This is a genomic window from Adhaeribacter swui (genome assembly GCF_014217805.1).
GTDB lineage: Bacteria > Bacteroidota > Bacteroidia > Cytophagales > Hymenobacteraceae > Adhaeribacter > Adhaeribacter swui.
Map to the genome: position 1 here is coordinate 750,571 of NZ_CP055156.1, position 24,392 is coordinate 774,962.

Sequence of the window (24,392 nt, forward strand, 5' to 3'; positions counted from 1 at the left end):
TAATCAGAGTTAGCAAAGCGCTCTACCCATAACAACCGTAAAACCGCAGCCTGGAGGCTTGTAAAGGCTCCAACAACTACTACTATACTACATATATTAATACTTTTTACCGCCCATTTTGCGGTTCTTATCCAGATCAAAAACGCGCGAAATATTAAAGCCAAAGTAGATATCGCCTTGTCCCCACTCGCCGGTATTGTTGGTAATCAGGTTTTTCTCAATCATGCCAATGGAGTTGCTAAACAGTAATTGAAAAACGTGGCCGCCGGTTTCAATATCAAAACTCAGCGAAAGCGCGTTGGTATAGTTATCGGCGGTGTGGCCGGGCAATAGGTAAAAGTACTCGGCGTTAAAAGAAGTACGTTTGGTTAATTTATGCCGGCCCGAAATACCCAGGGCGTATACATCGTTTTCGTCCTGGCGGGTAGGCACCAGGTTGCGGTGTATCCAGGTGGGGGTTAACTGCAACGATAAGTTCTGGTTAAACTTACGGGCAATTAACAACTGGGCCGTATAAGTAAGCCGCGATTTAAACATAATATCTTGTTCCGGATTAGAGGGGCGTAAAGAGTTTAGCGCGGTGCTGCCAAAAAGAACGGCCGTAACCGGGCGACTCCAGCCGCCGTCCTGCTGCCGGAGAAAACGGTATTTTATAAATCCATCGAAGGTTTTTTCGTAAGAACTGCGGCCTACTCCCACGTTTAAATTATCCGTTAGGCCGTATTCTAAAGCTAGCCGGATTACCGAATTATCGAGCCCAAAAAATTCATAAGCGCCGCTGTTAAGGGTACCAAACCGGTGCGAAATTAAAAAAACCAGTTCCTTTTGGGCATTGGTTTGCACCGAATGGCCGGTAATAACCCGGGTTCCTTTAAAAGTAGCAGTGGTAAAATTTTGCGGGCGGTTAGTGCTGTCGGCCGCTTCGGCCAGTTTCATTAAATCATCGTCCTGGGCCAAAGCCGGCCGCGCACCTACCAATACATTACAAAAAACAAAAACAAGAAACAGGTAATTTATCTGACGCATAGAACAGCTCGTTTGGGGTTATTGTTTGGCTACATAAGGATCGTACTGCAAATCCACGTTTATTTGAATTATTTTGGCCACGTGCGCCCGAACCAGTAGCGGAATTTCAATATTATACTCTTGGGGCGTAATGGTAAAGGTAGATTTGGCGCCAATGCGGTTGCCTTTTACATCTAAAGTACCATCTGCGGTAACGGGTCGGGATACGCCGTGGATGGTGAGCGTACCGCTTACTTTTACTGGGTACACGCCATCTTTTTTAAAATCTACACTTTGAATATTAGCGATATTGCCTTTAAAAGTGCCTTTCGGAAACTTATCAGACTCCACGTAATTTTCGTTGAAATGCTCCTGCATTAACGCTTTCCGGAATTCAAAACTTTTCATAGGAACCGAGAAAACCAGTTCTCCGGTATCAAAAGAAATAAAAGAGGAAACGGCCTTATTATGAGCTTCGATGTTTTCGATGGGTGTTTCGGAAAAAAACCAGATGTGCCCGGTCCGGGTGAAGTAACGGCTTTGAGCCGCTCCTTCACCACTGCCCAGCACTAGCAGCCCGAGTAGTAACAGGAAAACTTTCATGGGTAACTAGTTTGAGAAATGTGAAAAATAATTTTTAAGTATTCGGTTATTACCAGGATTGATCGGATTGTTGTTTTCGATCGAAATTGTAGCCCCAGGCAGCACCCCAGCTTCGGCGTAGTTTTTTGTAAAATTTTAAAAATTCACGAATCCTTAAGCTATGCTGGTTGCACGTAACCTTTAAGCTTTGACTATTACAAACAAGTACCAGCTTAATTATTAGGCGCTCCGTTATCTATCCATTTTTTAACTTTGGCAATGTCGCAGTCAGATAATTTAGTGCCGCCCAGTGGCATGGGAGCATACCCCGACGCATGCGATATGGCACCTAATAAACGCCCATCATCGGCCCGTTTTTTTACTTCGGCGTAAGAATCTAATACTACGCCCCCGGAGCCAGCCGATGCTGCATGGCAATTTTTACACCCATTGTTTTGCAGGATAGCATTCACAGTTCCGGAAAAAGTAACCGCCGACGTATCACAAGCATTTGGCTGTGGGTTTAAATCTTCTTCGTTATCGCTGGCGCAACCAGCTAGTAAACCCAGATTTAATAAGCAAAGCAAGGCCAGTCGCCATGTTAAATGGTTCATTGTAGTTTAATTTAAAGTTAATGGTTAGATCAGAGCTGTAGCAGCCCGTTATTTAATGTATATATAGACCTTCTCTTTTTTATGCCGACTTATAAAATAGAAAAGTTGTTGATATTATTTTTAATTAGCGAAACCGGTAACCCAGCGAGAAAAAAGCCCCCAGGCTGGTTAAGTTTACTTTACCCGCGCCCACTCCGGATAGTGGGATTTTTACGAAAGGCTCCGCTCCTACCGAAATGCCCGGTCTAATTTGTTTACTGTACCCCAGCGATAAATTAAGCACCTGAAAAAAATGCCGATTCTGGTTCGATACAATCCAGTGTTTGCTATAGGGCTTACCGTAATTCCAGTAATCGTAACGGTAGTCTTCGTGCAGCATAATGTAGCTGGATAAACCCGTTTGCACATAAATAGATTGCCGCGGCAAAGCAACTACCGCGTAACGTACATTAATTGGAATATCCAACACCTTACAAACAGCATTTATACTAGTTGGCAAATGCGCACCGGGCGGCCAATAATTGGCTCCCGGATGGTAATCCTCGGGTTTAGCGCCGTAAACCTTGCGGGCGCGTACCGCCCCAGTAGATATTGCCCAGCGCTTACTGAAGTGGTAACTCAACAAAACGCCCACGTTGGTACTGGCTTTTTCGGGCTTTACAAAACCCACGGTGCTAAAATCAGGTCCGAATACCAGGCTTACGCTTACTTTACTCATAAAAGTTGTTGGTACATTTTTAAGAGCCGAATCAACTTCTGCGGTCGGATTAGCCTGAGTTGAATCTACTAGCGTTACTTTATCAGCCGGCATTAAAGCGGCAGGCAGTTCCGTTTGAATTGCCGTTGAATCTATTGTATTCTTATTTGCTCCTGGCAAAATTGCTGGGTTTTCGGTTTGTGCGGGATTGTTTGTTTGTTCGCCTATTTTATTATTAAGCGCGGTACTGGGTGTATTGGCTCCAGCAACAGCACTATTTTTTAAAAAATCCTTTGTGCCGGCCGGATCTGTATTTGTAATTACCGGAACGGTTAGCTGGTTTTGTTTAGTTTGGTTGTTAGTAAACCCATTATTACCCGCCCGGCTATTGCTACCGGCTTTTGGTAAAGTTTTTACAGCTAAATTATGGGGCCGTTGGAGCAAACGCGTTGGTTGATTTGTTTGCTCCGCTGCCTCCGGCAAATTAGTAGTTGGTGTTTTATCAGCCAGTTTTTTGGCAGACAACGGCTCCTTATATCCTGGCACCAAAGTTTCGGGAGTAGTTGGCTCCGGCGTTTTGGTAACAACCGGCGCATTGTTCCGGGTAGCATTCATCGGCATACTAGTTGAGGCTGGTTCGCGGGTAGTAAAATAATACACCGTTACGCCACTCACCAATAACAGCAAGGCCAGCAACATTCTTTTGGTCCAGGTACCCAAAACTGCAGGGCGCTGGTTGGCAGCATCCAGCTTTTGCTCCATTTCCCGCCAGGCCTCCGGGTCAAATTCCGGCTCGAATGAATCTGCAGCCTGCCGGAACATATGGTCCAGTTCTTCTTCCTCAGGCATATTTCTTGAATTCATCCGGTTGACTTTTTTTTAGCATGGCTTGCAAATTAACGCGCGCCTTCGACAAGTTTGACTTAGAAGTACCCACCGATATGCCCAGTAATTCCGATATTTCTTCGTGGGTATATCCATCAATGGCGTACAGGTTAAACACAGCCCGGTAACCCGGCGACAACCGTTGCACCAACTGCATCAAATCGGCGTGGCTTAGCTGATTCGTAATGTTTTCGGTGGTAGTTTCCTGGTCGGCTTCTTCTAAATCACGGTGGTGGTAATGTTTGTAGTTGTGGCGGTAATTATCCAGAGCCGTATTAATCATTACGCGCCGCAACCATCCTTTAAAAGATTTTTCTGTATCGTATTTTTCAATTTTAGTGAATACTTTCATAAACCCATCATTGAGCACTTCGCGGGCTTCTTCATTACTCTTAGAATAACGCACGCAAATACTCATCGCATACCCATAGAAGTACCGATACAACTTGCGCTGTGCTTCCCGGTCCTGCTGTAAGCAGCCCTTTATCAGGAGTCGAATTTCTTCAAAACTATTTTCAGCCACGTACTTCTGTTTTGCGCCCCCAGCACGAAAGGTTTTACAGGATGGTTGCCTCGCTTTACTAAAATTTTAAAATTTCTTTTAAGATAATGATTTCAAGAGAAATTAGTAGGCATTAAAACGAATAAGGATAAGATGCTCAAAACTAATTTTATCCTTTTTTCAATTTTCCCGTTTTCTGATGAATGTAACATAAGCTAAAGCACAACCTAAAAACAGGCGGCATACTTGATGTTCACTTTAATTCCGGATGCCAGTAATAGCCAGAACAGGTAATAAGTTTGCAAGAAAATTTTTCCACAAACCGGTCAATTCTACTGGCTTTTCGGGACTAAAAAGTCCAGTAACACTCCATAAAATACCATTAACAATGTGGATAACTCGTGGATAAACCCGACTAATCCACATTTTAACAACCGTTCCCTTTTTCCTGGCACTTAAGTTGAGGCTATTTTTTTTAAGAAATAAGGCAATCTGTAAAACTCCTGCAGAAATTACCCAAACCATTTTGCCGAAATTTTCTTATTTCAGGTGCGGTTCTGTTTTAATAATTTAAAAAATGCAGCTTTATAGGAACCCGTTTTTTAAAATTTTTAAATTTACCAGATCACAGAACTAAACTTAACTCTTTGATTTACTATATTTTAAAAAGCTACCTTGCCGAAGCAAGTTATTCGGTCAAACAATCTGCGGGTTCTGTTCGTTTTACATAAACAATTATTCGTTCAACCCTTATCCACAACTATGATCTACCAGGAATCTCAGGGAAAGCAATTCTTAACCAGTGTTCATCATTATTTCGACGAAGCGGCCCGGCATTCTACCTTACCACCCGGCATTCTGGAACAAATTAAAATATGCAACAGTGTTTACAAAGTTAACTTTCCGGTAGAAGTAGACGGCAAAGTAGAAGTAATTGAGGGAATCCGGGCGCAGCATAGTCACCACAAACTGCCCACCAAAGGCGGTATCCGGTACAGCATGCACGTTGACGAAGACGAAGTAATTGCCCTGGCTACTTTAATGACTTTTAAATGCGCCCTGGTAGATGTGCCGTTTGGTGGCGCCAAAGGCGGCGTTAAAATAAACCCGCGTACCACGCCAGTAGAAGTACTCGAAAAAGTAACCCGCCGGTTTGCGAGCGAACTTATCAAGAAAAACTTAATAGGCCCCGGCATGGACGTACCCGCACCGGATTACGGTACCGGCAGCCGCGAAATGGCCTGGATTGCCGATACCTATCATACTTTTAAATACGGCGAAACCAACGCACTAGGCTGCGTTACGGGTAAACCGGTGGGGCAAGGCGGTATCAGGGGCCGGACCGAAGCAACCGGTTTAGGTATTTACTTTGGCTTACGCGAAGCTTTACAAGACACCGAAATTCTGGAACAGTTAAAAGTTTCGCCGGGCTTATCCGGTAAACGTTTGATTTTGCAAGGCTTGGGTAATGTAGGTTACCATGCGGCCACGTTTTGCCAGCAAGATGGCGTTATAATTACGGGTATTGCCGAGCGCGAGGGCGGTATTTACAACCCCAATGGCTTAGACGTAGAAGCTGTTTTTAATCACCGCAAAGAATCGGGCTCTATTTTAAATTATCCCGGCGCTACCAACGTAGAACAGTCGTTGGATTTACTCGAATACGACTGCGATATTTTGCTGCCGGCCGCCCTCGAAAACCAGATCGACGAAAACAATGCCGAACGCATTAAAGCCCGCATTATTGCCGAAGGTGCCAACGGGCCAGTAACGCAACCCGCCGAACAAATTTTATTAAAACGTAATATTTACATTCTGCCGGATTTGTATTTAAACGCTGGCGGGGTAACCGTTTCTTACTTTGAGTGGCTGAAAAACTTATCGAACGTACGGTTTGGCCGCATGGGTAAACGCGCCGAAGAAGCCAGTTTAAGACGAATTATTGATACCATTGAAACTTCCACGGGCAAAAGCATTTCTACCAAAGAAAGACAATTGATTATCCGGGGAGCCGATGAAATTACTTTGGTACGGTCGGGTTTAGAAGACACCATGATTTCGGCGTATCACGAAATGCGGGAAGTCATGCGCCAGCACCCCACCGTATCGGATTTACGCACGGCCGCCTTTTACAGCGCTACCGAAAAAATTGCGGTAAGCTATTTATCCTTGGGAATATTTCCGTAAACGTTTTTTAAATTTTTTAAACAAAACCCGCTGGCCCAACACCAGCGGGTTTTGTTTTTATGCTTGTTGCTGTAGTTGTTTTACTTTTTCCTGCTGCAAAGTAAAATATTCTTCCCAGTCCGAAATAGTCGTATCGTCGAAGGAAATATCGCGGTTAATCAGTTCTTGTTTAAAATCATCGAAGCTCAACTCGTACCATTTTTCGAGCCGGTGCGAAGGGTGCGTCAGGCCGAAGTCGTTGGCCAGGTAAGTAAAAAACTGATTGTTGATCTCGTTTAACAAATCCTCTTTTTCCATGATTACCAGCTTTTTAGTTTATTTAAAATACTACGAAGCAATTTTCCGGATGTTAAAGTAAGTCTGGTTTAAATGGCACAAACCGTATTTAGCCGGATAAACTTCGGGTAACCAGAAAAACTACCAACCAGCCACCGCATTAACACGGATATTTTTTAAAAATTTTAATTTCTGTAATCTTGGCCTAACTGGTTTGCGTTAGATTTTTCTTGCATTCTTTACTTTAAGCTTACCTTATTATGGCAGTAGCACTGGATCAGATTCCGTTTTTCGACGCGGAAAATAACTACTACAATGTTATTATCGAAACGCCGAAAGGCAGCCGCAACAAAATGGCTTACGATGAAAAATTGGGGTTAATTAAACTTAAAGGCGTTTTACCGGTGGGCGCAAGTTTCCCGTATGATTTCGGCTTTTTGCCCCGCACCCATGGCGAAGACGGCGACCCGGTAGATGTGCTGGTGTTAATGGATGAGCCCGTGAGCCCCGGCTGTTTGGTGCCCGCCCGGCTAGTGGGTGTTATTGCCGCCGACCAAACCGAAGAAGGAAATACCGTACGCAACGATCGGTTGTTAGCTGTTTCGGCAATTTCGCGCACGCACCAGCACATTCAGGATATAAAAGATGTAGACAAGCGGTTGTTGGAAGAAATAGAGCATTTTTTTAAATCTTACAACGTAATGCGCCAAGCTGATTTTGTAGTAGTCGGCCGCTACGGAGCCAAGAAAGCCCAACAACTAGTAACCCAGGCCGGCAAAGCTTTTGAAAAGAAGCAAGAACAGGAAAAGTAAGTAAAAGCGGTTTTTTTTATAAAAGTGGATAAGCATCATCCGGCACGCACTCATTCCGGACAGGTATATTGTTTTTCTCCAGCTCGCTTTTTAAGCTCAGCCAATGTTTCACTCGTAAAGTACCGGCCGGATACAGTTTACTTTTAAAATCCTGGGTAATCACGCGTAGGCTGTATGGTCTTTTTCCTTCTTGCTCAAAAACCACTTCTCTTATATTTGGCAAGTAATACCGGCGGTTAACCCAAGGCCTTGTATGATTCCTGATAATTAAATGGTTGTCTGATAAACCAAAATAGTGCATCATCCAGGAAAATGGCAGAAACCAGAATAACATGAATGCTAAAGGAATTAGAAAAGCCTCAGATGGAGCAGTTAAATTTCTTAACGGGATAGATGCAAAAACAATTATAGGTACCCACAGCAATATTCCAGACAAGCTGGTAAACTGGTTACCTTTAAAATAGGTAAAATTTTCATCTTCCAGAATAGAACTATCTTGATTGAGCAAAGTGTCAGGATTAACTTTTTCACCGAGCACCGCTTCTTGCAAATACAATTTAATCAATGAAGCATTCGAGTACATCCCATCGAAAATATATTTCACCTTTCCTGTTTTAAAAGTTAATTGAGCACCTTCCATCGGGAAATCATACAAGTAAGGGAACGGCTTTTTCCCAGTTAATTCCATAGCAACTAAATCTTTGAAGAAATAAGTCTCTACTTGTCCAAAGGACTTAAATGTAATCTTTTCGGTATCCAGAGCTATTGAAGGTACATTTTTATAAATTCTGGGAATTGTATAAACTGCCAAAAATAAAAGCCAGAAAATAAAAAATGGCAAGAGCTGCTCTTTGGATTTTAAAGCACGGCTTTGGTATGTTTCAATAAAATCAAGTAAAAAGAAGATACCAAAGCCGCCAGTAAGAAGTACCGTAAATATTATGGATAAGTAAAAATTTAAAAAATGCCGTTTACTAGTTATTTGCTTCATGTGCCCCCAAGCTGTTTTCAGGAAAGCTTTATCTTTTATATGCTTCCGTAAATTGGGCAATTTCAACTAATTAACCTAGGATTTACACGCTTTGCTGCTGCAGATATGCTGGCAATAAGCTAATATCGGGCAGTTCGTGGTAGGCCAGGTTGGCCGAGGCGTCGACCGTTACTACTTCGTGAATCCAGGTGGTATGGAAGGGAATGTATATGGCCCGGGCACCCAAATTGCAAATAGGCAGAATGTCGGATTTTAAAGAATTGCCCACCATTAAAAATTCATCCACGGCAATATTGTTCCGTTTTAATACGCGTTGGTAAGTAGCTTCGTCTTTTTCGCTTAAAATTTCCACGTGATCAAAATATTCAGCCAGACCGGAGCGGGCAATTTTACTTTCCTGGTCAAACAAATCGCCTTTGGTAAGCAGCATTAAAGTATAATCGGGCTGTAAAAGCTGCAAGGTTTCTTCTACGCCAGGCAATAGTTCTACCGGATGATCGAGCATCACCTTACCCAGGTTGATAATCTGCTGCACCTCGGCACCGGATATTTTACCACCGGATAATTCAATGGCGGTTTCGATCATCGATAAAATAAAGCCTTTAATGCCGTAGCCAAAAATTTTCAGGTTCCGGATTTCGTAGCCATAAAGCTTTTCGTCCAGGTTTTCGGCGCCCACGTATTTGCCTATTATTTCCCGGAACCGCTCGTGCGTAACGGTAAAAATAGGTTCGTTTACCCACAGGGTATCATCGGCATCTAAGCCAATAACTTTTATATTTTTCATTTTTAGCTTACTCGTTTAACAAATCCTGAAATTTTTTAAAAAATTCGCCAACATGGTACCCGTCCATTAAACCATGGTGCACGGTTAACGAAACGGGTAGCCAAAGCTTATCTTGTTCCCAAAAGTATTTACCAAAGGTTATTTTGGGTACGCTGTCTTTGTAAGTAAAACTGCGCGCATGCGATAAACTGGTAAAACTAACCCAGGGAATAGCGGAATAATGAATTACATCTAAGCGCCCGGTGTTTTCGTTTAAGCCCAAGCCCGATAAGGCTTTTATCTTTTCGATTGCCCGGTTTGCCCCTTCCGCAAAATTTTTAAAATCTGCTTGAAACTCAAAAAAAGAAAACCCAAAAGTAGTATCGTCGCGCAAAACCGTGGGCGAGGCATGAATGGTATCGTAGCAGAATACTTTATCTTCTTCTATCCGGTACCGGAAATTTTCGATGGTGTTAACGGCTGCCAAAGATTGGTATAAGTAATACAAGTAAAACGACCCGCCTACGGTTTTCACTTTTTTATAAGCGGCGGTGGCATCTACGTTAGTTACTAAACTAAAAAAAGGCTCTTCGAAACGGGAGAAAAACTGGAAATGTTCTTTCCGGTTCCAGGTAGCCACGGCTAGTTCTTTTTTCATAGTAAATTATAAAAGCGTGCAAATATAAACAGTTGAGCCGCAAAGCCGCACTACGAGTAACTGCTTAAATCCTATAGATTTCTAAGCTGAGCAAAATCTTAATAAATTTAAAAATTAGGAAGCGGTTAAAAACAAAAAGCCCTTGCGGCTGCAAGGGCTTTTTGTGGTAAATTTTTAAAAATTTATGAAGTTCTGATTTCCGGACGGGGCTTGCGCGGTTTGGATGGCGCTTTTTTGCTTTTCTCGGCGGGTAGGCTTTGAGCCGGTGCAGCGGGAGCCGACGGCGCTACAGCTTCTTTGGCCGGGTTACCCTCGGTATCTAATTCTACTATTTCGTAGCCTAATTTTTCCAGCCCGGGTTTAATCAAGGCTTTATCGCCTACAAGCATAATGCTCATTTTTTCCAGCGGCAGGTTTTTCTTGGCTAATGCGTTAATTTCGTCTTTGGTGATGTTCTGCAGGATTTCGTTTTGTTTTTTCACAAAGTCGGCTTCCAGGTTGTATTTCACGATATTATTTAAAAATAACGCTTTCTGGTAAGGAGTTTCGTACTTCAGGGCATCGCGCTGGCCTACCGAACTTTTCAGGAAAGCCAGTTCATCGTCTTGAATACCCTGGTCGCGGAAATTTTTAATTTCTTTGATAAATTCCACTACCGCACTATCCGATACGTTGGCCCGTACACCCGCCTGGGCAGTAAATGGCCCTACCAGTTCGGTACCCGAGTAAGCCGAACGAGCGCCGTAGGTATAGCCTTTATCTTCGCGCAAATTTAAATTGATACGGCTGTTAAAGTTACCACCCAAGGTGTAATTCATTAAACCAGATTTGTAGTATTCGCCGGTAGCATCAAAAGGCAAAGCCAAATAACCAATCCGGATTTCGGACTGGGCTGCTTTTTCTTTATCCACGATAAATACTTTGGTTTTATCAACGGCGGGCGCGGGTGGCAATGCCGGCATAGTTACCGGTTTGGCTGGCCATTTATTTAAAAATGCCAGTTTAGGCATCATATTCTGCTGATTAATATCGCCCACAATAACCAAGTTGGTAACCGACGGCGAAAAATTATCCTGGTAGAATTTTTTCACATCTTCCAGGGTAATGTTTTTTACGGTGGTGGCCGTGCCTAGCGTAGGAATTGCCAGAATATTGCTTTCCCCGTAAAGCAGTTTGTTATATACGTTATCCGCAATAACCGTGGGCTGAGTAGCTTGGTTGGCAATTTGCTCTAAACGTTGTTTTTTTAAACGGTCAAAATCAGCGGCATCAAAGCGCGGATGCAGCATCCGTTCTTCGAGTAAAGCAATGGTCGCGTCCAGGTTTTTCACCTGCGACTCTACCGAAACGTTAATGGACTCGGTACCACCTGAAATAGAAATGGTGCTGCCTAGTTTTTCCAGTTCACTGCTCAGTTCTTCGGCGGTATACTTTTCGGAAGACTCGTTGAGCATGGCCGCAGTTAACGAAGCAATACCCGCCCGCGACGGATCTTTAGCTGATAGTTTATGCCCGCCTTGTACGCTAAATAAAAGCGTTACCATCGGCACTTCTTTGTTTTCGGTACCAATTACTTTAATGCCGTTTGCCAGGTTAGCGCGGTAAAAAGGAGGAACCGTTACGACAGGGTTTTTACCAGAACCCGGGCGCTTGCTGCGATCGAAGTTATCTTTAGGTTTTACGTATTTTAAACCGGCGTACTCGTTGGCCGGCGCTTTATAGCCTGTATTAGACGGTTTATAATTATCAGCTTTAGCTACGGCCTGCGATTGGCCTTTGGGAACTACACTTAAAATTACGGCGTGTTTGTTTTTAATGTATTGATTAAATACGCGCATAACATCGGCTTTGGTTACGGCCATGTACCGCTTGTATTCTTTCGGCAGGTCGTTGGGGTTACCGGTAAATGTTTGGCTGGAAGCTAACCGCGACACTTTCCCCGATACGCTTTCCAGGCTATTGATAATATCGGACTCGTATTTAGCTTTAAAGCGGGTAATCGCATCGTCGGTAACACCGGTTTTTTCAAATTCTTCTAGCGACGCCCGCACAATTTTTTCCATGTCGGCCAGGGTTTGGCCCGGGAAAGGCAGCACCTGTAGGGTAAACTCCCCGGAAAGCTCCGTAGCCGGGTGACCGGCATTGGCCTGCACGGCTTTTTCGGCTTTTATTAAATTTTTGTATAGAATGGAGTTTTTGCCGCCGCCTAAAATTTCGGCCAGGCAATCCAGCGGCGCTTCGTCGGGATGGCGGTTAGGTACGGTAGGATAAACCATTTGCAACAGCGGGAACCGCACATTGTCTTCGTAAGAAACGTACCGGTCCTGGGGCAAACTAACGGCTGGCAATTTCATGTTTTTAACTTCCGGCCCCCGCGGAATGGAGCCGAAGTATTTTTCTGCCATTTTTACTACTTCCTGCGGATTTACGTCGCCGCCCACGGTAACGGTAGCATTATTAGGGCCATACCAACGCAGGAAAAAGTTTTTCAGGTCGTCTACGTTTACCCGGTTTAAATCTTCGATGTAGCCAATCGTGAGCCAGGAATACGGGTGCCCATACGGATATAAAGCCCGGACAGTAGTTTCGCCCACTAAGCCGTAAGGCCGGTTATCGTAATTTTGGCCCCGCTCGTTTTTAACAGTTGCCCGTTGAATTTCAAATTTTTTCTGAGTAACGGCATCTAGCAAAAAGCCCATCCGGTCGGCTTCGAGCCAGAGTGCTGTTTCGAGCTGATTGCTCGGAATGGTTTCGAAATAGTTGGTACGGTCGCGATTGGTAGTACCGTTTAAAGTACCGCCCGCCTGACTCACCAATTTAAAATGTTCCTCGTCGGCTACGTTATCCGAGCCCTGAAACATCATGTGTTCAAAAAAATGCGCGAAACCCGATTTACCTACTTCTTCGCGCGCCGAACCTACGTGGTAGGTCACATCTACGTGCACAATCGGGTCGGAGTGGTCTTCGTGCACCACCAAGGTAAGGCCATTGGGCAATACGTACTTTTCAAACGGAATCACTAATTCGCTGCCTTTCCGGGTAACTTTTTCCACGAGTTTGGTAGTAGTATCCGGCTTTTGGGCGTTTATCTGTATGGGTAAGGCTAATAAAGCGCACCCCAAAATGGTTAATTTTACTTTTTTAAACATAGAACTAGAGAAAAATCAATCTTACTGTAATTATATAAAATCTTTCTCTAATTATGGCAGTCAGATGGACTTAATTAGCAGGTTTTGAATTTAATTAAACAGGTAGAGTTGTAAGACAAAGCGCTTTTTTAAATTGATGGTTAAGCTAACAGAAGTTTTAAAAAGAATTTAGAGGAGAGATTTAGCTGTGATTTGTAAACCGTTTGTGAAGACACAAACGGCGGCAGTGTGGCAGTATGGAACGAGCACCGGCTTTATAAAAATAATACTTTCCGACCGCCTGGGGCAGTGCCTTCACTGAACGCTTCTTAGAAATTTTTTAATTTATCAGATTGCAAGCGAGTTAGCTTGCTGTGCGGCTAACTAAATTAACGCAACCAGTAAAATTATTCTTCCGGAACGCGCCAGAAGAATAATTTTTAAAAATTTACGCATTTAAGCCTTGTTTTACCCAACCCGCTACGGTTACTGTTCTTTGAGCCTGGTGGATTACGGCTTCGCGCACATCGGTTTTCATGCCTTCCCGGTCCACGGCTACGCTGGTACCGTACGGGTTACCGCCGGCGGCAAAAAGTACGGCATCGGTGTAGCCCGGAGCTGCAACAATAGCGCCCCAGTGGTACATGGTGTTGTATAAAGCCAGCAAGGTAGATTCCTGACCACCGTGCGGGTTTTGCGCCGAAGTCATGCCGCTTACTACTTTGTTGGCTAGTTTTCCCTGGCTCCACAAACCACCGGTAGAATCTAAGAACTCTTTTAATTGCGCGGGCAAATTTCCGTAACGCGTCGGCATACTAAAAATAATGGCGTCGGCCCACTCCAAATCATTTAACGAAACTTGCGGTACGTCTTTAGTAGCTTCGATGTGCGCTTGCCATGCCGGATTTTGCGCAATGTTTTCGGCAGGTGCCAGTTCTTTTACTTTTAAAACTTTGGTTTCGGCACCGGCTTGTTGCCCTCCTTCGGCAGCCCATTGGGCCAGTTGGTAATTGGTACCGGTAGCGCTGTAATAAATAACCGCTAATTTTACTTGACTCATAGTTCTTAATAGGTGTTTAGTGATAGACAAAAAGGAACTGTAAAAGAATAAGATATAAGCTTTTAACTCTTAACGCTGCTTTTTGTTCAGGTAAATAATATTATAATAAAGGCGCAGTTTACACACATATTCCTATGTGTAATGCAGCAAAGCCTAGCAAGCGATTTAAAGCCAAATAAAAAGGCATTTTTTAAATTTTTTCATTTTCAGAAATTATCAAATCAGGTTAATTATAAAAAAGTGGCCTTTAGTCTTTATGTATGTAAAGGTTAAAGGCCACTTTTAAAGAATCTAGTGTCTAAAGTCTAATGTCCAGTATCTAGTGTCTAGTGTCTAAAATCTAAATCGGATACTCGCGCGGAGTAACCTGCACACTGATCCATTGCACGGTAGTCATTTCGTCCAGGATAAAGCCGTTGCCAAACCGACCAACGCCGGAATCTTTTTCGCCGCCGAAGGGGGTACTGGGTTCATCGTTCACCGATTGATCGTTGATGTGAATCATGCCGGTTTCTACGCGTTTCGCTAACTGAATGCCCCGTTGCAAGTCGCGGGTATGCAGGGCACCGCTTAAACCAAAATCGGTACCGTTGGCTAACGCAATGGCTTCTTCATCGTCTTTAAACGTGATAATACCGGCTGCCGGGCCAAAAACTTCTTCCTGAAAGATGGGGCTATCTTTATTAACGTTGGTTAAAATGGTAGGTAATACTACATTGCCTTCGGCGGTGCCACCTATTTCCACCTTAGCGCCCGCTTTTACCGATCGGTCAATTAAATCTAAAACGCGTTTTACAGATTTGTTATCAATCAAAGGCCCTATAAAAGTATCTGGTTCAGCGGGGTTGCCGTATTTTAAGGTTTTAGTTTTTACTACCAGCTTTTGGGTAAACTCTGCCGCGATACTTTCGTGAATCAAAATGCGGTTCGTGGACATGCAAATTTGTCCCTGGTGCAAAAACCGCCCAAAAACCACCGAATCTACAGCCCGGTTTATATCGGCATCGTCCAGAATAATAAAAGCGTTGTTGCCGCCCAGTTCCAACGCTAGTTTTTTTAAGCCTTCGCCGCCAATTTTGCCAATGCCTTTGCCCACGGGCGTAGAACCGGTAAACGAAATTAAGCGGCTCGCCGGGTGACCAGTAAAATAATCGCCGATAACGCTGGACTTACCCACTACCACGTTTAAAACTCCGGCCGGCAAACCGGCTTCTTCCAAAACTTTGGCCGTAAAAGTACCCCCGGTAACCGGCGATTGCGAAGCGGGTTTCACCACTACGGTGTTGCCCACTGCCAGCGCCGGCGCAATGGTACGCATCGATAAATACAGTGGAAAGTTCCAGGGGCTGATTAAAGCCACCACCCCCAAAGCTTTGCGGTACACGTAACTTTCTTTGCCACTGATACCCGAAGGAATAATCATGCCGTGCATCCGGCTAGGGTAACCCGAAGCCTCCAACAGCATGTCGCAGGTATTTTGGAATTCAATCTGGGCTTTTAATACCGTACTGCCGGCTTCTTTCACGAGCCACTCAATAGCTTCTTCTTTACGTTCCTGAAAAATTTCGACGGCTTTTAATAAGATTTGCCTACGTTCGAGCGGGTTGCTCTGGCTCCAGGTTTTTGACCGTTCTTTAGCTACCCGAAAAGCTTCGTCTACATCCTGGGTGCTGGCGCTTTTAAAGGAATTAATTACCGAATCATCAAACGGGTTCAGGTTATCTAGTTGGTCATTTTCGCTGCCATCGCGCCATTGGCCATCTATAAATTGTTTATTTAGATTTTGGTATGTTGCTGCCATTTTTAAATAATAGTAAGATGAAGTCTTTTTTACTAGGCTCATAAAGATTGGTTAACGCTGGCAGTAAATACTTTAGCCGGAACAAGTGAAATCCGTATTAAACGCAACAGAGTACTTACGCTTAGGTTATCGCTCATCGGAAATCAAGAATTTTAAAAAATTTACTTGTTGCCCGCTTACAAAAATTTAGAGCCAAATTATCCTAAATGCTAAAAAGTCCGTAAAGAAGGTTCCGGCCAAGCTGCCGGTGTTTTTGTTTCACTTTAACAATCGACCTCATGGAAAATAACGAGCAAAACACCCCTGATAAAAACGAAACCTTTATATCCTCGCAGGACCCATCGGGCCAGAACACGAAAACGCACGAAGAAGAAGGCGGCAAAGATTACTCAGAACACGGCCAGGGTGGCCAGGGCGCTAAATCGACAGATGGCGACGAAAACACTACGCACGACCAGGGTAACGAAGAAAGTATCGCCGGCCGCGAAGACAGTTAAACCCCAATAAACATGGAAAACACGGCAGGTAAAACCACCCCCGATAAAAATCATTTTGCGGTGGCGCCCGGAGTAACGGGAATTAAAATTGTGTTCGTTAATTTATTTTTAGTAAGTAACCCAGATGGCTCCTGGGTATTGGTAGATGCGGGTTTGTACGGTTCGGCGGGTAAAATAAAGCACATTGCCGAAGGTTTGTACGGTAAAGGTAGTAAGCCTACAGCCATTATACTCACGCATGGCCACTTCGACCACGTGGGGGCTTTAAAGGAACTGGCCGCTGAATGGCAAGTACCAATTTACGCACATCCCTTAGAGATGCCTTATTTAACCGGCTTATCGGCCTACCCCCCACCCGACCCAAGCGTAGGTGGCGGCGCGATGGCGTACATGGCCTGGCTATACCCTAAAAAACCAATTGACGTAACCGGGCAAGTACAACCTTTACCCAGCGATGGATCGGTGCCGGGTTTAACCGGTTGGCAGTGGCTGCATACCCCAGGCCACACGGCAGGCCACATTTCCTTGTTCCGCGAAAGCGACCGTACTTTAATTGTGGGCGATGCCTTTAGTACCCGCGAACCCGAATCAGCAATTGCGGTGGTAACGGATAAAAAAGAAGTACACGGCCCTCCGGCGTATTATACCAGCGATTGGGTTGCGGCCCGAAACTCAGTGGAACTCTTGGCAGATTTACGCCCGGAAACCGTAGTGGGTGGCCACGGCATGCCCATGCACGGCGAAACAATGTTGTTTGAACTCGATGAATTAGTACATTATTTTGATCAACTAGCTGTGCCCGCCATGGGTCGGTATGTAAACGAACCCGCCATTACCGATGAACGCGGCGTAGTAAAATTACCGCCGCCCGTTAATAACCCGGCGGTACCTAAAGCGTTAATAACCGCCGGTTTGGTTGCTTTAGCCGGTATGGCCGCTTTTGCCATTAGTCGGCGTAAAAACCAGAACCATTTCCTGGATACGCTCGACGACAAACCATCGGATTACACTACTTACTCCGAAGAAACCACCAATAATTATCCTTAAGTAAAATAAGATTTAACCAAGCAATCGCGCTATCGATGCTTTACCAGAAAGCAGACCCTGAGGGTCTGCTTTCTGGTTATAACTCTATTTTTTTAAAATTTTCAATTTTTAGGTTACCCGGAACAAGGTTAGCCTTTATTTAATTCGTTTTGAATATTTTGAATATCCTCCGACCGGATGGGTTTCTGAATAAAACCGGTTACTAAAGGATATTCTTTGCTTTTTAGCTCGTCGGCATATTCCAGGGAAGAAGTGAGAATATAAATTTTACAGGCAGTTATTAAAGTTTGCTGATACGGGGCTAAAGCATCCAGAAACTGCCAGCCACTTAAAAACGGCATGTTTAAATCCAGTAATAGCAAAGCTGGCAACTCGTTGGTTATACTATCAATAATACTGTTTAACGCATCTTCGGGCTGATGAAAAGTAATGATTTCGCCAGTAAACTGATGCATTTTTAACAAGTGTTTGGTTAACAAAGCACTAATGGCATCATCATCCACCAAAAAAGTTTTCCGGCCCATTATGGTAAGTTTATGATAAACCTGGTTCCTTCATTTACCTGACTATTTATTCCGATGTGTCCGCCTAAAGCTTCTACGTGGGTTTTAACCAAAAATAAACCCATGCCCCGGCCTTCTACATTCCGGTGAAACCTTTTATAAAGTTTAAAAATATTTTCGCCAATTTTATTTAAATCTAACCCGGAGCCATTATCGGCTACCACTATTTCGGTGCCAGAACCTGGGTAATTGCGGTAAGTAACCTGTATTTGCAGCGGGCGCTCGGCTGACCGGTATTTAATAGCATTGGAAAGCAAATTGTAAAATATACTATACAAATAAGCTTTTTTAGAAATTAAGTTACAATCGCCTTCTAAACAAAACGAAACTTTTCCTTGGTGTTGATTAAGCGAATCCTGCAGGTTAGCTACCGCTTGCTGGTACACCTCTTCGATGCTAAATTTTTCTTTGGCAGCGGCGTTTTGATTGTCGCGGATAGATAAAATAGCGTTTAAATCTTTTAAGATGGTGTTTAATTGCTCTACCGTTATTTGTAGATTTTTTAACGAAGTATCAAATACTTCATGGTCTTTATCGACCATGGTTAAAAGGTTGGCCAGACCAAGGGCAGTAGCAACAGGAGCCCGTAAGTTGTGCGATACAATGTAGGTAAATTGCTTTAAATCGCGGTTGTGGTCGAATAAGTCTTTGGTAAGCTGGCGCATTTCCAGCTCTGCCTTTTTTTTGCTGGTAATATCTACCTGGGTGGCTACAAACTTTTCGGGTTGTCCGGCTTCGTTAAAAATCGGATTTATTTCCATGGCTACCCACAACTCTTCCCCATTTTTTTTATAATTTAAAATTTCCACGGCAATCGGTTCGGCCTTCCTTATTTTTTCCTGAATTTGCGCCATGGTTTCGGGGTTAGTTAAAGAACCCGTAAGAAAATTCCCGGGCTTTTTGCCAATTACTTCCTCAAAAGTATAGCCGGTGAGTCGGGTAAAGCTGTTATTTACCCATTCAATATTCTCGTAATTATCTGTAATAATAACGCCGTTGGTGGTTTTATCGGCTACCAACGACAGCAGTTCTAACTGCGCTTCGGCTTTTTTCTTGGCGGTTATATCTTTTATCACACACTGGATACCTTCCAGGTTACCTTTTAATAAAATTGGAACTCCGGTAATTTGCAAATCCAGCAGACTGCCATCTTTTTTAAAAAACTGCAGTTCAAGGGTTTTAATTTCGCCTTTAAGTACTTGTTGGATAGCTGAAGACGCCAAAGGCCAAAAAGCCTCCGGAATATATTTATAATAAAACGCCCCAATAGTTTCCTCAGCCGAATAGCCTGACATATGATAAAAAAGAAGATTAGCCTTAACAATCCGGCCACTTTTATCGAGTAAAATTAAAGCATCCGGATAGTCTTGAAATAAGGATTTGTAGTAAACCTGCGCTTTTTCTTCGTTTAACTGGGCTTTCCGTTGTTCGGTTATGTCCCGAGAATTAGTTACAATGCCTTTAATGTTTTTATCATGCAGCATGTTAGAGAAATGGCAATCCAGCCAACGCCACTCGCCATTTTTATTGCGAAACCGGAACGGAGCCGCTTGCACACTTTTTTCGGCTGTAGCAAATGCCAACGCTTGCATCACTAACGAAATATCATGCGGATGTAAATAATGGTACGCGTTGGTACCAATTAGCTCTTCGGGGCAATACCCCAGGTGTCGCCGAATAGATTGCCCTACGTACTTATAGGTTCCGGAACTATCCACCACCGAAATTAAATCACTGGAGTTCTCTACGATAGCGGAGAAAAAAGCTGGGCTAAGTGCTTGTATTTGTTCTTCTCTACAATCCATCTGTATTTATACGCCATTAACCAGGAAACAAGAGGTAGGGAAACCAATTTTTTAATTTTAAAGTACAAAATAAATACTTTTTTAAAAAACCGATCTCGTTATTTTAAATGATGGATTTGCCTTGTTAAATGTAATTTTAAACCTATCAGCTTACCAAATTAGAACACGAAAATTACAAAAAACGCAGCCATTGCTTTTGCGGGTGGCTGGCTTTGTACTTTTGAAACCAGTTACAAAACGGATACAACACCACGACCACGCTAAACCAAATCAGGTAGGTAGCGCCTAAACCCACCCCGCTTGGCTGCTCAGGGCGCCCAAACTGAAAAACGCCGAACTTTAAATCGGCCCACTGGTAACCTTGCAAAAAAACCACAACCAGCATAATGGTGTGCAGCAAGTACCAGTGCAGGATGTAGTAAAATAAAGGCACCCGCCCGTATATGGTAATAATTTTCACCAGCTTTCCTTTAAGGTCTTCCGCAAAAGCCAGAACTAAAAATAGTACACTTAAGGTTAGGCAGGTAAAGAGCAGCGAAGGCGGATATTTGGTAACGTTAATAAAAGAAAGAAACGTAAAAATGCTGTTTTTTTGACCGGACCAAGTTGCTGGATCGCCGTAGAAATTGCTAAACCGCAGCAGCAGAAAAAAACTGAAAGTTGCCAGGCAAATTTTTAAAAAAATGGCTTTTCGGGTAGCTACCGGTAAACTAAACAAGGGCCCGGCGCCAAACCCAGCCAGCATAATTCCTAACCACGGTACCAGCGGGTACGCCAATACAATCGTAAACTGCGGAGTAACCGGAAAAACGGCCGAGCGGAACAAAGGCATGATTAATTGTACTACCGCCGAGTTGTTATTCAGGGGCAGGTAATCCAGTAAATTATGCCCCAGAATAATCATTAACCCGATAAGCCCGATTGTTTTACTCGATAACCGAAGCAATAAAGCCAGAATGATAAAACTAAGCCCGATAACCGCGATAACCTGCAGCAACAAGGTCCGGAACTGCAAATCGAACCAAATACCGAACGAAACCACGGTACACTCCAGCACCACTAGCCAAATACCCCGACTAAGCAAAAAACGCCGGCTAAGCGCTACATTCCTGATTCGTTGCCGCGAAAGATAGGCCGACGTACCCGCCAGAAACACAAAAACAGGCGCGCAGAAATGGGTAATCCAGCGGGTAAAAAACAAGGCAGCCGTAGTGGTATTTAAATCGGTAGGGCTTTGCGTTTGCGAGGTTATGTGCAACAGTTCCCGCGTATGATCCAGGGCCATAATTATCATCACGAGTCCTCTTGCAAAATCAATCGCGTTAATGCGCTGCATACAACATCCTGGTTTAAATAAACAAGTTACAACTTAGCTTAAGTAATTCTGTTCCGGTAAGTTAAGCATAAATTATGGCATTGCGCTAATAATACTAAATAGAAAGAATTAGACTTTAATGCTGTTCTTTGGAGCCGGTTAATCTGACATTTTAATAACCCGGAGGTAATCCAATATAGCCCGGTTTACTTCGCCGTGCATGTTTCGATTAACTTCGTCGAGAGTTAGCGCCAACTGGTGCGTTCCTTTATCTAATTTTACTTTTACAGCATTCGAATAGCCCCAATCCGACCAATGATGAAAACCCCGCTGCGGAAAAACAAGGGTACCTACCTGCAGTTCGTCTTTTTTAAGGGTACGGAAAGCGCATTTGTTACTGGTGTTGATGGGGCCTTCGCCATTCGCGTACCGGAAATCCAGAGCATATACTCCGGTTTCCGGCGCGGTAACTGCTATTTTTAAATTTTTATTTTCCTGGGTACTTATCTCTGCAAAGCCGCTGCCCGAAAAACCCGAGCAATCTAATTCCGGTAGAAAAGTTTTTTGCTCCAGTTGGTAAATCTGGGTAACTTCTTCGGGGGCAACTATAAAAGGTTCGCTGGCAAAAGATTCGTGGCCTTGGGCATCATGGGCAATTACCTGATATTCGGCGTAAGCCTTAACTGGCACAGGTACTTGCCAATCGGTAGTTTTTTTAAAAATTTGGCCATTCTGCAATACCGCGTATAAAACAGCGCCTTCTACTTTTTGCCAGGATAAAATGCCAGCATGATAAGCTACAACAGGCGTTGCCGGCGAAAAATCAAAGGGTACTTTGTTTATTTCTTTTTCGGCGAACTGGTTGTTGGCCAATTCTATTTTTATCAGGTGCTTACCGGTTAAATTGGCCGGGATTGTGGCATTGGTTAGCGGTTTGCCGTCGAGGGTAATGGTTTTTATTTTATTCCCGAAACCTTCTACATCAATATCCAGTGTAGCATTCAGGTATTTAAAGTTAGTAAGCTGGTGTTTTCCTTTAAAAATTTCCGGGATTATTGGTTTAAAAAGCAGCTCGTTTGATTTAAAAGTTATCCCGAAAATTACCTGATAAACCATACTCAGGCTACCGGCCAAGCTCCAGAGCATGTTATCGGAGTTAATTTGGGTACCGGCAAAATCGCCATTGCTGGCCACAAAGTTTTCTTTGTTGGTCAAAAACAATGCTGCCGGCCGGATAAAAGCCGCCATACTCTCGGCAAGCGCTTGCTCGTTACCAGCTTTGGCGCAAGCCAGCAACCAGTAAGCTTGCACAAATGGCCAAATTCCGTTATTATGATACGGCGAAATATGGGGTGTTTGCGGGTAAATGCAAGAAATACCAAAAGCCGTTACTGGGGTATTAGCTACCAGCGTTTGTTGCTGTGCCAGATTAGCTACGTTAAAGAGTACGCACAAGGCTTCGCCGAGCGCCTCGGCCCTAGGCGATATTATTTTAAAATGTCGGCCATACCGGTATTGCGCGTAATATCCTTTTTCGGGGAGCCATAAGTGCTGGTTAATGCTATTTTTTAAATTTTCGGCAATTTGCTGGTACTTCCGGGCGGCGGGCTGCTCATGCAGTAAGTCGGCCATTTGCGCCAAAATAACCAAGGCACGGTAAAAAACCGCGTTGGTGCCCAGGCATTCTGATTCGTAAATATCGGCGGGTTGCATCCAGGCCGGATACGATTGCTCCCGCCAGTCCAGGAAAGAAGACTCTCCCCGAAATAATCCGGATTCTGGATTAAACGTATTTTTTAAATCATCTTCCAGCGAGTTTTTACTTATCAAATAAACTTCTTGCAACCACGCCCTATCCTGGTTAGCCTTATAGATTTCCCAAGCGGCAATTACCCATACTACCCGGTCCGAAGAAATTGGGTAAGCTCCGCCGGTACCGGTATCCTGAACAATACGTTTACTGGAGGTTACTTTCTGCAAGAGGCTATTTTGAGCTACCTGGGGCTGCAGCATAGCCATGGACAAGATAATGCTGTAGCTAATATCGCGGGTCCAAACCCCCGCCCACTCCTGACCGGTCCGGAACGTATTATCGGCTTCAATGGCATTTAGCATTTCCTGTAGATGCAGGTTATACAGCGCATTAAGCAAAGGATAATCGGATGTGTACTGCGGATAACTGCTTACATCCCGGGATAGTTGCCAAGTTTTGGTTAGAGCCTGCTCTTCCTGGTCCGGATTCAGGAGCAAGGTAACTTCGTAAATACCGCTGTTATTTATTTCTTTTAACTCCAACTCTGGGGTATGCACTAGTTTATCAAAATCCCAGGTTAAAGGAGCCACATTACCCGCCACAAATACACTCTTAAAATCGGCTTTATAAATCCGGTGGCCGTTAAAACAAGTGTAAAATCCTGGACTTTCGAAAGCCGCGAGTACCGGGCGTAAATCCAAGCGAATTTTTAATTTGGTATTAGGGGTCAGAAAAGAATTTACTGGTAGTTCCGCCGTATTTTTTAAGGGTTCGCCAAAAGTAATCAGGGGCGTTTCGCAGGTTCCGTTCTGCGGCAAGCAAGTAAACTGATGATCGACCCCAAACGGCATTTCGTTATCCTGGCCGTTCAGGCAGAATTTAAAAATTAGACGCGGATTTAAAAATTCATTCGTCGGGCTGTGGTAGTTTGAAGTTATTTTGGTTATTGAAACCGCTTGAGCGGTAAATTCCTGTTGCACCACCCGGTCGGGGTATATCGCGTATTGCTCCGACTGCCAAAGAGCGGCTTGGCTACTTTCTTTTTTTTTAAAATTTTGCGTTTGCTGCAATTTCCTCATAAGTAAACATAAAACCTCACTGCCAGTACCCAGCACCTAGGGTTCTTTAAAGTAACGTACCCGGCAGGTAAACCGCACGCTTTTGCCGCACTAAATATAATAGCCATTCTTGAATATTAAACTTTGTATCAGGAATGGTGCGAGTAATTAAGAGAAATAATGGTTTAAAGAACAAAAAAGGGTTGCCGCATGGCTTTACAATTGTTTGGCAGGTTAGCTCCGAATGTGATTGAGAAGATTCTTCTTGGTTTTAGCAAACCTTAATACAAATTTAACTTGCATTTTATGGCCATAATTTTGTAAACACCACCGAAATAACATAGCTTTAAAACTTCATTTTACAAAGCTGCCAACGCGTGTAGCAGGAGT

The 24,392-nt window shown here is 43.8% G+C and carries 21 protein-coding genes; 4 read left to right on the forward strand and 17 right to left on the reverse strand.

The genetic code is table 11. The features are described from left to right. Window positions 1–96: 96 nt before the first annotated feature. The 6 genes from HUW51_RS04290 to HUW51_RS04315 form a co-directional block, all read right to left on the reverse strand. Window positions 97–1,026 carry a DUF5777 family beta-barrel protein gene (locus HUW51_RS04290; RefSeq protein ID WP_185272764.1) on the reverse strand — a complete coding sequence of 310 codons (930 nt, stop codon included), beginning with the start codon at window positions 1,024–1,026 and terminating at the stop codon, window positions 97–99. Window positions 1,027–1,044: 18 nt separating this feature from the next. Beyond that, window positions 1,045–1,608, reverse strand: coding sequence for a YceI family protein (locus tag HUW51_RS04295; RefSeq protein WP_185272765.1), 564 nt, complete (start codon window positions 1,606–1,608; stop codon window positions 1,045–1,047). Between the two features lie 212 nt (window positions 1,609–1,820). Continuing rightward, a complete protein-coding gene (locus HUW51_RS04300; protein WP_185272766.1) occupies window positions 1,821–2,201 on the reverse strand; it encodes a hypothetical protein in 381 nt (126 codons plus the stop codon). A 124-nt stretch (window positions 2,202–2,325) separates the two neighbouring features. Beyond that, complete coding sequence (locus tag HUW51_RS04305) at window positions 2,326–3,762, reverse strand: hypothetical protein (protein ID WP_185272767.1); 1,437 nt, start codon at window positions 3,760–3,762, stop codon at window positions 2,326–2,328. Beyond that, the gene (locus tag HUW51_RS04310) at window positions 3,740–4,306 is read right to left on the reverse strand and encodes an RNA polymerase sigma factor (RefSeq protein ID WP_185272768.1); all 567 of its coding nucleotides are present in this window, start codon (window positions 4,304–4,306) and stop codon (window positions 3,740–3,742) included. The genes HUW51_RS04305 and HUW51_RS04310 overlap by 23 nt, the downstream gene beginning before the upstream one ends. Window positions 4,307–4,543: 237 nt before the next feature. Continuing rightward, window positions 4,544–4,810, reverse strand: a complete 267-nt coding sequence (locus tag HUW51_RS04315; RefSeq protein ID WP_185272769.1) for a hypothetical protein — start codon at window positions 4,808–4,810, stop codon at window positions 4,544–4,546. 237 nt (window positions 4,811–5,047) lie between these two features. On the opposite strand from HUW51_RS04315, the gene HUW51_RS04320 reads away from it, so the two are divergent. Continuing rightward, window positions 5,048–6,472, forward strand: a complete 1,425-nt coding sequence (locus HUW51_RS04320) for a Glu/Leu/Phe/Val family dehydrogenase (protein ID WP_185272770.1) — start codon at window positions 5,048–5,050, stop codon at window positions 6,470–6,472. Window positions 6,473–6,529: 57 nt separating this feature from the next. Here the strand turns inward: HUW51_RS04320 and HUW51_RS04325 are convergent, their stop codons facing one another. Continuing rightward, window positions 6,530–6,769: a hypothetical protein gene (locus HUW51_RS04325; protein WP_185272771.1), complete on the reverse strand. Its 240-nt coding sequence runs from the start codon at window positions 6,767–6,769 to the stop codon at window positions 6,530–6,532. A 239-nt stretch (window positions 6,770–7,008) separates the two neighbouring features. Between HUW51_RS04325 and HUW51_RS04330 the strand changes: the two genes are divergently transcribed. Further along, window positions 7,009–7,560 carry an inorganic diphosphatase gene (locus tag HUW51_RS04330; protein ID WP_185272772.1) on the forward strand — a complete coding sequence of 184 codons (552 nt, stop codon included), beginning with the start codon at window positions 7,009–7,011 and terminating at the stop codon, window positions 7,558–7,560. Window positions 7,561–7,576: 16 nt separating this feature from the next. On the opposite strand, the gene HUW51_RS04335 is transcribed toward HUW51_RS04330, so the two are convergent. The 6 genes from HUW51_RS04335 to HUW51_RS04360 all read right to left on the reverse strand — a co-directional run bounded on the left by HUW51_RS04335 (window position 7,577) and on the right by HUW51_RS04360 (window position 15,964). Then, window positions 7,577–8,551, reverse strand: a complete 975-nt coding sequence (locus HUW51_RS04335) for a hypothetical protein (RefSeq protein WP_185272773.1) — start codon at window positions 8,549–8,551, stop codon at window positions 7,577–7,579. A gap of 82 nt (window positions 8,552–8,633) precedes the next feature. Next, on the reverse strand, window positions 8,634–9,338 hold the full coding sequence (locus HUW51_RS04340) for an HAD family hydrolase (RefSeq protein WP_185272774.1): 705 nt from the start codon (window positions 9,336–9,338) through the stop codon (window positions 8,634–8,636). Between the two features lie 7 nt (window positions 9,339–9,345). Then, on the reverse strand, window positions 9,346–9,975 hold the full coding sequence (locus HUW51_RS04345) for a chloramphenicol acetyltransferase (protein WP_185272775.1): 630 nt from the start codon (window positions 9,973–9,975) through the stop codon (window positions 9,346–9,348). Window positions 9,976–10,157: 182 nt separating this feature from the next. Next, window positions 10,158–13,124 (reverse strand): M16 family metallopeptidase, encoded by a 2,967-nt coding sequence (locus HUW51_RS04350; protein WP_185272776.1) that lies wholly within the window; start codon window positions 13,122–13,124, stop codon window positions 10,158–10,160. Between the two features lie 427 nt (window positions 13,125–13,551). Next, the gene (wrbA, locus tag HUW51_RS04355; RefSeq protein WP_185272777.1) at window positions 13,552–14,163 is read right to left on the reverse strand and encodes an NAD(P)H:quinone oxidoreductase; all 612 of its coding nucleotides are present in this window, start codon (window positions 14,161–14,163) and stop codon (window positions 13,552–13,554) included. A 340-nt stretch (window positions 14,164–14,503) separates the two neighbouring features. Beyond that, window positions 14,504–15,964, reverse strand: coding sequence for an aldehyde dehydrogenase family protein (locus HUW51_RS04360; protein WP_185272778.1), 1,461 nt, complete (start codon window positions 15,962–15,964; stop codon window positions 14,504–14,506). Window positions 15,965–16,242: 278 nt separating this feature from the next. On the opposite strand from HUW51_RS04360, the gene HUW51_RS04365 reads away from it, so the two are divergent. Together HUW51_RS04365 and HUW51_RS04370 are read left to right on the forward strand one after the other, a co-directional pair. Continuing rightward, on the forward strand, window positions 16,243–16,461 hold the full coding sequence (locus HUW51_RS04365; protein WP_185272779.1) for a hypothetical protein: 219 nt from the start codon (window positions 16,243–16,245) through the stop codon (window positions 16,459–16,461). Window positions 16,462–16,473: 12 nt separating this feature from the next. Then, window positions 16,474–17,508 (forward strand): MBL fold metallo-hydrolase, encoded by a 1,035-nt coding sequence (locus HUW51_RS04370; protein WP_185272780.1) that lies wholly within the window; start codon window positions 16,474–16,476, stop codon window positions 17,506–17,508. A gap of 128 nt (window positions 17,509–17,636) precedes the next feature. On the opposite strand, the gene HUW51_RS04375 is transcribed toward HUW51_RS04370, so the two are convergent. The 4 genes from HUW51_RS04375 to HUW51_RS04390 all read right to left on the reverse strand — a co-directional run bounded on the left by HUW51_RS04375 (window position 17,637) and on the right by HUW51_RS04390 (window position 24,023). Further along, entirely contained in the window at window positions 17,637–18,032 is a 396-nt protein-coding gene (locus tag HUW51_RS04375) for a response regulator (RefSeq protein WP_185272781.1), read from the reverse strand. After that, a complete protein-coding gene (locus HUW51_RS04380; protein WP_185272782.1) occupies window positions 18,032–19,876 on the reverse strand; it encodes a PAS domain-containing sensor histidine kinase in 1,845 nt (614 codons plus the stop codon). The genes HUW51_RS04375 and HUW51_RS04380 overlap by 1 nt, the downstream gene beginning before the upstream one ends. Window positions 19,877–20,048: 172 nt before the next feature. Beyond that, window positions 20,049–21,212, reverse strand: a complete 1,164-nt coding sequence (locus HUW51_RS04385) for a DUF1624 domain-containing protein (RefSeq protein WP_185272783.1) — start codon at window positions 21,210–21,212, stop codon at window positions 20,049–20,051. 138 nt (window positions 21,213–21,350) lie between these two features. Continuing rightward, window positions 21,351–24,023: an alpha-L-rhamnosidase-related protein gene (locus HUW51_RS04390; protein ID WP_185272784.1), complete on the reverse strand. Its 2,673-nt coding sequence runs from the start codon at window positions 24,021–24,023 to the stop codon at window positions 21,351–21,353. Window positions 24,024–24,392: the final 369 nt, after the last annotated feature.

Excerpts from the sequence above, each read along its gene's own strand:
- HUW51_RS04290 (WP_185272764.1), bottom strand. The coding sequence starts at position 1,026 with ATGCGTCAGATAAATTACCTGTTTCTTGTTTTTGTTTTTTGTAATGTA.
- HUW51_RS04365 (WP_185272779.1), top strand. The coding sequence starts at position 16,243 with ATGGAAAATAACGAGCAAAACACCCCTGATAAAAACGAAACCTTTATA.
- HUW51_RS04390 (WP_185272784.1), bottom strand. The coding sequence starts at position 24,023 with ATGAGGAAATTGCAGCAAACGCAAAATTTTAAAAAAAAAGAAAGTAGC.
- HUW51_RS04375 (WP_185272781.1), bottom strand. The coding sequence starts at position 18,032 with ATGGGCCGGAAAACTTTTTTGGTGGATGATGATGCCATTAGTGCTTTG.
- HUW51_RS04380 (WP_185272782.1), bottom strand. The coding sequence starts at position 19,876 with ATGGATTGTAGAGAAGAACAAATACAAGCACTTAGCCCAGCTTTTTTC.
- HUW51_RS04305 (WP_185272767.1), bottom strand. The coding sequence starts at position 3,762 with ATGAATTCAAGAAATATGCCTGAGGAAGAAGAACTGGACCATATGTTC.
- wrbA (WP_185272777.1), bottom strand. The coding sequence starts at position 14,163 with ATGAGTCAAGTAAAATTAGCGGTTATTTATTACAGCGCTACCGGTACC.
- HUW51_RS04295 (WP_185272765.1), bottom strand. The coding sequence starts at position 1,608 with ATGAAAGTTTTCCTGTTACTACTCGGGCTGCTAGTGCTGGGCAGTGGT.
- HUW51_RS04320 (WP_185272770.1), top strand. The coding sequence starts at position 5,048 with ATGATCTACCAGGAATCTCAGGGAAAGCAATTCTTAACCAGTGTTCAT.
- HUW51_RS04345 (WP_185272775.1), bottom strand. The coding sequence starts at position 9,975 with ATGAAAAAAGAACTAGCCGTGGCTACCTGGAACCGGAAAGAACATTTC.
- HUW51_RS04325 (WP_185272771.1), bottom strand. The coding sequence starts at position 6,769 with ATGGAAAAAGAGGATTTGTTAAACGAGATCAACAATCAGTTTTTTACT.
- HUW51_RS04370 (WP_185272780.1), top strand. The coding sequence starts at position 16,474 with ATGGAAAACACGGCAGGTAAAACCACCCCCGATAAAAATCATTTTGCG.
- HUW51_RS04315 (WP_185272769.1), bottom strand. The coding sequence starts at position 4,810 with ATGGTTTGGGTAATTTCTGCAGGAGTTTTACAGATTGCCTTATTTCTT.
- HUW51_RS04335 (WP_185272773.1), bottom strand. The coding sequence starts at position 8,551 with ATGAAGCAAATAACTAGTAAACGGCATTTTTTAAATTTTTACTTATCC.
- HUW51_RS04350 (WP_185272776.1), bottom strand. The coding sequence starts at position 13,124 with ATGTTTAAAAAAGTAAAATTAACCATTTTGGGGTGCGCTTTATTAGCC.
- HUW51_RS04340 (WP_185272774.1), bottom strand. The coding sequence starts at position 9,338 with ATGAAAAATATAAAAGTTATTGGCTTAGATGCCGATGATACCCTGTGG.
- HUW51_RS04360 (WP_185272778.1), bottom strand. The coding sequence starts at position 15,964 with ATGGCAGCAACATACCAAAATCTAAATAAACAATTTATAGATGGCCAA.
- HUW51_RS04385 (WP_185272783.1), bottom strand. The coding sequence starts at position 21,212 with ATGCAGCGCATTAACGCGATTGATTTTGCAAGAGGACTCGTGATGATA.
- HUW51_RS04300 (WP_185272766.1), bottom strand. The coding sequence starts at position 2,201 with ATGAACCATTTAACATGGCGACTGGCCTTGCTTTGCTTATTAAATCTG.
- HUW51_RS04330 (WP_185272772.1), top strand. The coding sequence starts at position 7,009 with ATGGCAGTAGCACTGGATCAGATTCCGTTTTTCGACGCGGAAAATAAC.